The organism is uncultured Stenotrophomonas sp. (genome assembly GCF_963519925.1).
Classification (GTDB): Bacteria; Pseudomonadota; Gammaproteobacteria; order Xanthomonadales; family Xanthomonadaceae; genus Stenotrophomonas; species Stenotrophomonas maltophilia_AE.
Window position 1 is genome coordinate 1 of record NZ_CAUQPH010000145.1, and the last position, 8,535, is coordinate 8,535.

The window sequence follows — 8,535 nt, forward strand, 5'->3', positions numbered from 1 at the left end:
CTGCGGGATGCTGCCCGCGCGGCAGCGGGCCGGCAACGGCGCGACCGCCGCGCAGCGGGCCGCCGGCAATGGGCCCGGCATGGTGTGCTCCCCGGTTGTACCTCGGCGGGCGCCGATTTTGCCGGTCCGTCCCGGCCCAGGGTGTGCGTGTCATCGCAAAACGGGGCCTCCGAAGGGCCCCGTTCCAGCAGGATCAGCCGGGATTGCCACGTCGTGACGGAACCAGCGCGAATGTGTCGACCGCAAGCTTCTCGGCATGGTTCAGCCAGGCGCGGATCTCCAGGTCATCCACCTCGTGATCCAGCCCGACCGGCACGCTGATGCGGCCTTCAGCATCGGGCTGGACCCACTGCTGGGCCACCACCACCTTGCGCTTAGACGAGACCGCCTCGATCCAGAAGCCACGGTCCGGCGACTGCTTCGCCACCAGCTGCAGCATGTACTGGCCGGCGCGGGTGCGGCGACCCTTCTGGGTGATCATGTGCGCCTGGCGGATGCTCGGGCGTGGGCCATTGAACGGATCCAGCGGCGCATCCACGGCAAAGCCCTGGCGCAGCTGGTCATCGCGGTACAACTTGATGCCTTTGTCGCGGTTGACCAGCATCGCGCACCAGTCACCGTCGGCCGAGCCATCCTCGAAGGCGGTACAGCGATCGACGTAGGCCAGCGTGTTGGCCGGGTCGGCGAGGTCGAACTGCTTGGAGGTGTTTTCCAGATAGACCGACTTCAGGTCCCACTGCCTGTCGTATTCCAGCAGCACCGGCGGCTGCACATGCTGCAGGCCGATCACCACCTGGTTGTCGTCGTCGATGCGCAGCTGGCGGGTCTTGTCGCCCAGCCACAACGAGCGCGAGAACGCCAGGTAACGCGGGAAGTCCTTGCCGTCGTCGCGGAACGCCGCCGCGCTGGCGCTCTTCGGGCGCTCGGGCTGCAGCAGTGAACGCCCGAAGCCGATCTCGCCGATCTCCGGCTCGATCAGGCTGAGCAGGGTCGCGCCCGAGTCGAGGGTGGAGCCGTTTTCGGCCGCAAGCTGGCGCGGGGCGATGTCCTTGCCCAGGAACAGCAGCAGGTTCTCGCGCTTCTGCCTGGCCAGGATGTGGCTCAGGTCGTTGGGCATGGCCAGGTGGTCGGAGGCGATCACGATCAGCGTGTCGTCGCCGTAAGGACTGGCCTGGATGCGGTCGACGAGCTTGGAGATCAGCCCATCGGTGCACTTGAGTGCATTGAGCAAGCCGATGTTGCCGTAGTCGCTCTGGTAACGGGTGCGCTTGCAGGCTACCGGCAGGTGCCCCGCCGGGTGATGGGTATCCATGGTGAGCGTGGTCAGCATGAATGGCTGGCCGGCCTTGGAGAGCTTCATGAAGCGGTCATACGCCTTGTCCAGCAGCACGTCGTCGTGCACGCCCCAGGTGGAGAAATGCGCGCGCGCGATCTTCTGCTGCTTGAACCAGGCCAGGTCATCCACTGCATCGAAGCCGTGCGTGGCCAGGAACTGGCCCTTGCCGGCGAACAGGCCGTTGGCACCGCCCAGGTAATGGTTGGTATAGCCCTGCTGCTTGAGGTAATCGCCCAGGCACACCGCTTCGGGCAGGAAGCTGCCCATGCGGTCCATGCTGTTCTCATCGCCCTGCGCGGTGGTCAGCGGCACGCCGCACATCGACGACACCAGGCCGGCGATGGTCCAACCACCGCCCTCGGCCGAGACCAGCCCGCGCACGTCAAGCGATTGGCCGGCGAGGCGATTCAGGTTCGGCATCAGCCCCGGGAACGTGGACTCATCCAGATACGTGCGCTCCAGGCTTTCGCCGTAGATCCACACGATGTTGCGCGGCTTGCGCAGCGGCTGCTGCGGCACGCGGTACTCCGGGGCCACCATGCTGTAATCGACCGGGCGCATCTGCTGGTACAGCCGCTGGCCATCGCGGTACAGCGGGCTGACGCCGATCGCGAGCACCCATACCGCGAGGAAGCCGGCAAACACGCCGCGACCGTGCGCGGTGCGGTGCCAACGCTTGATGCGTGGGGCAAGCAGGGGGAGCAGCGAGAGCAGCGCCAGCGCGATGAAGCCGGCGATGTAGCCCTTGAAGTCGGAGACGCCGGCGCCTTCCATGTCTGCGCGCAGGTGATACAGCGTGGCCGCATTCAGGCCATCGCCGGAGAGCTTGTTGATCAGCCACCATGCACTGAGCGCCAACAGCAGCAGCGACATCAGCCCTGCCTTCCACCATGCCCAGCGACCTGACGCAAGCAGCAACCAGGTGAGCAGCAACAGCGACAGCAGCAGGATCCAGAGCATAGGCATCATCGGCAGCGGAGACAGGTGGTGATGGACGCCATGACGACGTTTTCCCATCCGACCGGCTGTCCAACACAACTGCATGACAGGCCGATGACCGGATCATGCCTGCACGAACCTGACTGAAATGTTTGTTGGAAATGCGGTGCGCGTGCGTACACCGCATTGCGTTCAAAAGAGTAACGCGCATGTGAAGACGGCACGCTTCCGCGTGCCGTTGCCATCACCTGACATTACTGCGTCAGCCGCTACCGATGCCCGCGCTCTTCCCGCGACCGCGCGCGGCGATCAAACAGCAACGCACTGAGGATGATGCCCAATCCAAGGAACACACCAATCAGCATCAAGGTGAATGCGATCGCCGGATACCCGAACAGATGCCATCCGGTGTCGACCTTCATCATCATCGCTGCCGCCAGGATCAGCGCGGCGGTGACGATGCCGGCGGAGACGCGGTTGGCGATCTTCTGCAGGTTCTCCATCAGCCGCGATTCTTCCAGCCCGGTCACCTTCATCTGCAGGCGGTTTTCCGCCAGCAGTGCCAGGATGTCCGACATCTTGCGCGGGCCCTCGCGCAGCAGCTGCTGCACTTCCATCGCCTCGCTGGCCAGGTTGGCCGCCGACAGCGACTTCTTCAGACGCGCACGCATCACGTGCTGCAGCTGGCGCTCGACGATGCGGCGCGTGTCCAGGTCCGGCGACAGCAGCCGGCACACCGCTTCCAGGTTCAGCAGTGCCTTGCCGAGCAGGCTCAACTCCGGCGGGGTGCGCAGGCCGCTGGCGGTGGCGATGCGGACCAGGTCCAGCACCACGCGGCCTTCGGAGAACGTACCGCTGGCGGCATAGCGGGCGATGACCTGGCCGGTTTCGCGCAGGTAGCGTTCCTCGTCGAACGCTTCCAGGCGCGTGCTGATGCCGATGATTTCGTCGGCCACTTCCTCGCCACGCCCGTCCACCGCCGCGAACAGCAGTTTGAGCAGGCGCTCGCGCAGCCGCGGCGGCATGTGCGCGACCATGCCGAGGTCGAAGATCGCCAGCCGGCCTTCCGGGGTGACGCGCAGGTTGCCCGGATGCGGATCGGCGTGGATCTCGCCATGCACGAAGATCTGGTCGATGTAGCCACGGATCAGCGCAGCGGCCAGCGGCGCCATCGGCTCTTCGGTGCGGCGCACGTCGGGGATCATGTCCACGCGCACGCCCTGGGCCAGTTCCATGGTCAGCACGCGGTGGCTGCAGTAATCCCAGATCGGCTGCGGTACCCACAGCGGCTTGAACGGGCGCAGGTGCTGGCCGAAGCGCTGCAGGTTCTCGGCTTCGGCGTGGTAGTCCAGCTCCTGCATCAGGGTCTTGGCGAACTCGTTGAGCCAATCGCGCAGGCGCACCCGGCGCCCGACCTGGGTCAGGTGGTCGGCGGCCAGCGCGAAGCTGCGCAGTACCTCCAGGTCCGAGCGCAGCTGCGCGGCGACCTCGGGCTTCTGGACCTTGACCGCCACGTCGCGGCCGTCATGCAGCTGCGCGCGGTGCACCTGGGCGATGGACGCGCAGCCCAGCGGCACCGGGTCGAAGCTGGAGAACAGCTTGGACACCGGGGCGCCCAGTTCCTGCTCGATGATGCTGTAGATGCGCTCGACCGGGATCGGCGCGACCTTTTCCTGCATGCGTTCCAGCGCGGTGGCGAATTCGACCGGGACCATGTCCGGGCGGGTCGACAGCATCTGGCCCAGCTTCACGAAGGTGGGGCCCAGCGATTCCAGGTCGGTGACGAACTGCTCCGGGTTGCCCTCCGGCGGCAGGTCGTGCACGGCGCGGGAATCCAGGTTCATTCCCGAGAACACCCCCGAATGCCGGTAGCGCAGCAGCAGGCGCAGGATCTGGCTGCGGCGGTTCATGCCTTTGACCAGCGACGGCGAGCCGGGGATGACGGGCGAGGTATTCAAGCAGGGCTCCGGGGCAGGACGGACCCGCAGTGTCGCCGCTGGGCGGTGGTGGGGCGGTGAATCCAGGCGATCTTCCACGAACGTGGCCGGATCGGGCAGAATCGGCGCCTCCCTCCGATTTCTGGATTGCCATGGCCGGTGCCAGCCTGTTTGCGTTGCTCGACGACATTGCGGCCCTGCTCGATGACGTCTCGATCCTGACCAAGGTCGCGGCCAAGAAGACCGCCGGCGTCCTCGGCGACGACCTGGCGCTGAACGCGCAGCAGGTCACCGGGGTGAACGCCAACCGGGAATTGCCGGTGGTATGGGCCGTGGCCAAAGGCTCGCTGGTCAACAAGGCGATCCTGGTGCCGGCGGCGCTGGCGATCAGCGCGCTGGAAGCCTGGCTGAAGGGCAAGGGCTATCCGATCCCGATCGTGGTGCCGCTGATGATGATCGGCGGCGCGTTCCTCTGCTACGAGGGCGTGGAAAAACTGGCGCACCGGTTCCTGCATTCGCAGGAAGAGGACGAGCAGCAGAAGGCCGCCCGGCTCAAGGCGCTGGCCGACGAGAAGGTCGACATGGTGGCGTGGGAAAAGGACAAGGTGAAGGGCGCGATCCGCACCGATTTCATCCTGTCGGCCGAAATCATCGTGCTGTCGCTGGGCGTGGTATCGGCCGCTCCGTTCCTCAACCAGGTCACCGCGCTGGTGGTGATCGCCCTGGGCATGACCGTGTTCGTGTACGGGCTGGTGGCCGGCATCGTGAAGCTGGATGACGTGGGCCTGTACCTGTCGAAGAAGGGCGGGGCGCTGGCCGCGTTCGGACGCGGCCTGGTGGCGTCGGCGCCGTGGCTGATGAAGTTCCTGTCGGTGGCCGGCACCCTGGCCATGTTCCTGGTCGGCGGTGGCATCCTGGTGCACAACGTGCCGGCGGTGCATCACGTCGTGCTGGGCATCGCCGGCAAGGTGGCACCGTGGGGCTGGCTGGTGGAAGCGGGCGCGAACCTCGTCGTCGGCGTGATCGCCGGTGCGGTGGTATTGGCCGCGGTGACCGGGTTCCAGAAAATGCGCGGAAAAACGCCGGCGCACTGAGGCGTAGAGCCACGCCCTGCGTGGCTCCCGTTCGTCGGGGCATTACCCCGCCTGGACGCGGTTCTTGCCCACCCGTTTGGCCGCGTACAACGCCGCATCGGCGCGCTTGAGCAGCGCGTCGCCGCTTTCGCCGGGCTGCCACTGGCTCAGTCCGGCGCTGAAGTGCACCGGCACGCGCTTGCCGTCCAGTTGCAGCGGGCGCTGCGCCAGCGAACGCTGCAGGCGTTGCAGGGTGGACATGCTGTCCGCGCCCGGGGTTTCGGGCATCAGCAGCACGAACTCGTCGCCGCCGATGCGGGCAATGGTGTCGCTGCTGCGCAACAGCAGCTGGCACACCGTGACCAGGTGGCGCAGGATCGCGTCGCCGCCGGGGTGTCCATGCGCTTCGTTGGTCTGGTGGAAATCGTCCAGGTCCAGCAGCGCCAGCGCCAGCGGATGCGCGTGCCGCGCGGCACGCGCCAGCTCGCGCTCCAGCAGTTCGTCAAAGCCGCGCCGGTTGAGCGCGCCGGTCAGTGGATCGGTACGCACCAGCCCGGACACATCACGCAGTTCCTGTTCCAGTTCGGCGATGCGCGCTTCAGCCTGTTCCACTTCGCGGCGTGCGTTGCCCAAGTGGTCGCGCGCCTGCAGCGCCTGTTCCTGGACGCGCGTGGTGTCCTGCAGGACGTCCTGCAGCAGCTGGTTGAGGTCGGCGATGCTGCGCGCCTCCTTCAGCGCCAGCGCGTAGCTGCTGATCCGGTCGTGGTATTCGCCGGTGCTGACCGCCATGCCATCCAGGTGTTCGATGAACCCGCCCATCAGGCTTTTCATCGCCGCCTTCGATTCGATGATGCCCTGCTTGAGCAGGCCCTGCTTGTAGATCACCTCGCGCAGGTTGGCCCGCGCCTGCTCCACCGAGTCGCGGTCCAACGGGCCGCCGATCAGCTCGCGTACCGCATGCAGCTGCCCGTGCAGCCAGCTGCTGTCGTCGAGCAGCTCGCCGATGTTGTCCAGCAGCAGGTCGAACAGGCTCAGCAGCAGCTCCTGCTGTTCCTGCCAGCCATCGCTGCGCACGCCGATCTGGTGGGTCAGCTCGCGCAGGCGTAGTTCCAGCGGCTGCAGCGGCTGGCCGGGGTGCCATTGGCGCAGTTCGGCGGCCAACTGCACCGGTTCGTCCTTCAGCTCCGGCATGTTCTGCAGCAGGCTGGCAACGGTCACGCCCAGGGTCACGCGCAGCAGCTCGCGCAGGCGCAGGCTGTCGGGCTGCCCGTCAGGGGTTTCCTGCTCGATGGTGCGGATGTACTTGTCGATCAGCTGGCGCATGGCGCGGCCGTAGCTGACCCAGTCGGCGCTGCGCTGCGCCGACTGCAGGCGCAGGCCCATGTCGCCCAGCTCGCCGGGCAGGGTGGACATCCCATGGGCAAAGGCAGCCAGCAGCGGTTCGGGCTGGTCGGCCCCGGCGAACAGGCGCTGCAGCATGGCGCTGCTGCCTCCCTTGGGTCCCGGTGCTTCCGCATCCGCGCCGGCCACGCTGTCCCTGGCCTGCCGGCGCAACAGCAGCCGACCCACGGCAGTGCCGGGGCTGGGGCTGGGAAGAGCGTCCTGCGGGTCCTTCATGCGGCGGGTCCTGGTGGGTCACCGGCTGCGAGCGCCGGACGGGGGAAGCGTTGGAACAGTATCGGCGCCGGTGTCGTCGGCTTGAACCCGGTGCTGTGCCACGATGGTAGGGAATCGGACCGCAGGAGTATGCGATGAAGGTGATGCTGGTGGGCGCGACCGGGCTGGTCGGCGGGCACGTACTGCAGCAACTGCTCGAGGATCCCCGCTGCGACGGGGTGGTGGCGCCGACCCGGCGGCCGCTGGACGTGGCCGACCCCGCCCTGCACAACCCGGTGGTGGACTTCGAGCGGTTGCCGCTGGAGCCGGACTGGTGGGCGGTGGACGCGGTGATCTGCGCCTTGGGCAGCACGATCCGGCAGGCTGGCAGCCGTGAGGTGTTTGCGCGGATCGACCACGACTATCCGCTGCAGGTGGCCGCGCAGGCGCGGGCACGCGGCGCGCATGCGTTCGTGTTGAACTCGGCGAAGGGCGCCGACGCCGGGTCGCGGATCTTCTACAACCAGGTCAAGGGGCGACTGGAACAGGACCTGCGCGCGCTGGGGTATCCCTCGCTGAGCCTGGTTCGGCCCGGGCTGATCGGCGGCGAGCGCAGCGAGCGACGCACCGGCGAGCACCTGGCCAGCCTGGTGCTGGGCGCGCTGGGGCCGGTGCTGCCCCGCGCATGGCGGATCAATCCCGCCGAGCGCATCGCTGCCGCGATGGTCGAAGCGGCACTGCAACCACGGCCTGGCGTCCACGTGATCGGATCCGCCGAACTGGGGTAGGGTCGGATGCCAATCGACCGCCGATAACCTCTCCTCACCCGGTAACGCATGGAAATGAAACGGAGACTCATCCATGCGCCAAACGATGACGGCCACCCTGGGGTGGCCGTCATCGCATCAGACACATCCAGGCGGATGGATCAGTTCGCCAAGGCCAGGTCGTCCAGCATCGCGCGCAGGAAGCGGGCGGCTTCACCGCCGGTGGCGGCGCGGTGGTCGAACGTGACCGACAGCGGGATCACCTTGTGCGCTTCCACCCCGCCCATCACCGGGGTCATCTGGTGGCGGGCCCGGCCGGCACCGACGATGGCGACGCACGGCGGCACCACGACCGGGGTCGCGTAGCGGCCGGCGAACATGCCGAAGTTGGACAGCGAGATGGTGTAGCCGCTCAGTTCGGAGGCGGCGATCGAACGCGCTTCCACCTGCTCGCGCAGGCGGTTCACGCCCTCGCGGATGCCGCGCGCGTCCAGCACGTCGGCATTGCGCAGGGCGGGCACGAACAGGCCATCGTCGGTGTCCACCGCGATGCCCACGTCCACGTGCGCGTGCAGGGTGCGGGTCAGCGCATCGCCATCGAACCAGGCATTGAGCGCCGGCACCTTCTGGCAGCCGACCACGATCGCACGCACCAGGCGGGCGGTGACGTCGTTGCCCGGCACCCAGGCGTGGATGTCGGCATCGTCGTTCAGCGTGGTCGGCACAACCTTGCTGTGCGCATCGGCCATCACCCGCGCCATGTTGCGGCGCACGCCCTTGAGCGGTTCCGGCTGGCCCTTGGCGACCACGCCCGGCGGCTGGGTGCGCATTGGCTTGCCAGCGGCCGACAACGGCGCGCGGGCATCGGCGCGGGCCACGGGCGCGGC

The 8,535-nt window shown here is 67.6% G+C and carries 6 protein-coding genes; 2 read left to right on the forward strand and 4 right to left on the reverse strand.

What is annotated here, in order from left to right; all coding sequences use genetic code 11:
• Positions 1–193: 193 nt before the first annotated feature.
• Positions 194–2,296, reverse strand: a complete 2,103-nt coding sequence (locus tag RWO33_RS17340) for a phosphoglycerol transferase I (RefSeq protein WP_314106433.1) — start codon at positions 2,294–2,296, stop codon at positions 194–196.
• 248 nt (positions 2,297–2,544) lie between these two features.
• Entirely contained in the window at positions 2,545–4,185 is a 1,641-nt protein-coding gene (locus RWO33_RS17345; RefSeq protein ID WP_186308895.1) for an AarF/UbiB family protein, read from the reverse strand.
• A gap of 179 nt (positions 4,186–4,364) precedes the next feature.
• On the opposite strand from RWO33_RS17345, the gene RWO33_RS17350 reads away from it, so the two are divergent.
• Positions 4,365–5,306, forward strand: a complete 942-nt coding sequence (locus RWO33_RS17350) for a DUF808 domain-containing protein (RefSeq protein ID WP_314106427.1) — start codon at positions 4,365–4,367, stop codon at positions 5,304–5,306.
• Between the two features lie 42 nt (positions 5,307–5,348).
• On the opposite strand, the gene RWO33_RS17355 is transcribed toward RWO33_RS17350, so the two are convergent.
• Positions 5,349–6,902, reverse strand: a complete 1,554-nt coding sequence (locus RWO33_RS17355; RefSeq protein ID WP_314106429.1) for a GGDEF domain-containing protein — start codon at positions 6,900–6,902, stop codon at positions 5,349–5,351.
• Between the two features lie 134 nt (positions 6,903–7,036).
• Here RWO33_RS17355 and RWO33_RS17360 point away from each other — a divergent pair, with 134 nt between their 5' ends.
• A complete protein-coding gene (locus RWO33_RS17360; RefSeq protein WP_145478892.1) occupies positions 7,037–7,669 on the forward strand; it encodes an NAD-dependent dehydratase in 633 nt (210 codons plus the stop codon).
• A gap of 140 nt (positions 7,670–7,809) precedes the next feature.
• Here RWO33_RS17360 and RWO33_RS17365 read toward each other — a convergent pair.
• A partial coding sequence (locus RWO33_RS17365) for a 2-oxo acid dehydrogenase subunit E2 (protein ID WP_314106431.1) occupies positions 7,810–8,535 on the reverse strand: 726 nt, incomplete at its 5' end.

Bases quoted from the DNA above. Each gene is read 5' to 3' on its own strand.
- RWO33_RS17340 (WP_314106433.1), bottom strand. From the start codon at position 2,296: ATGCTCTGGATCCTGCTGCTGTCGCTGTTGCTGCTCACCTGGTTGCTG.
- RWO33_RS17345 (WP_186308895.1), bottom strand. From the start codon at position 4,185: ATGAACCGCCGCAGCCAGATCCTGCGCCTGCTGCTGCGCTACCGGCAT.
- RWO33_RS17350 (WP_314106427.1), top strand. From the start codon at position 4,365: ATGGCCGGTGCCAGCCTGTTTGCGTTGCTCGACGACATTGCGGCCCTG.
- RWO33_RS17355 (WP_314106429.1), bottom strand. From the start codon at position 6,902: ATGAAGGACCCGCAGGACGCTCTTCCCAGCCCCAGCCCCGGCACTGCC.
- RWO33_RS17360 (WP_145478892.1), top strand. From the start codon at position 7,037: ATGAAGGTGATGCTGGTGGGCGCGACCGGGCTGGTCGGCGGGCACGTA.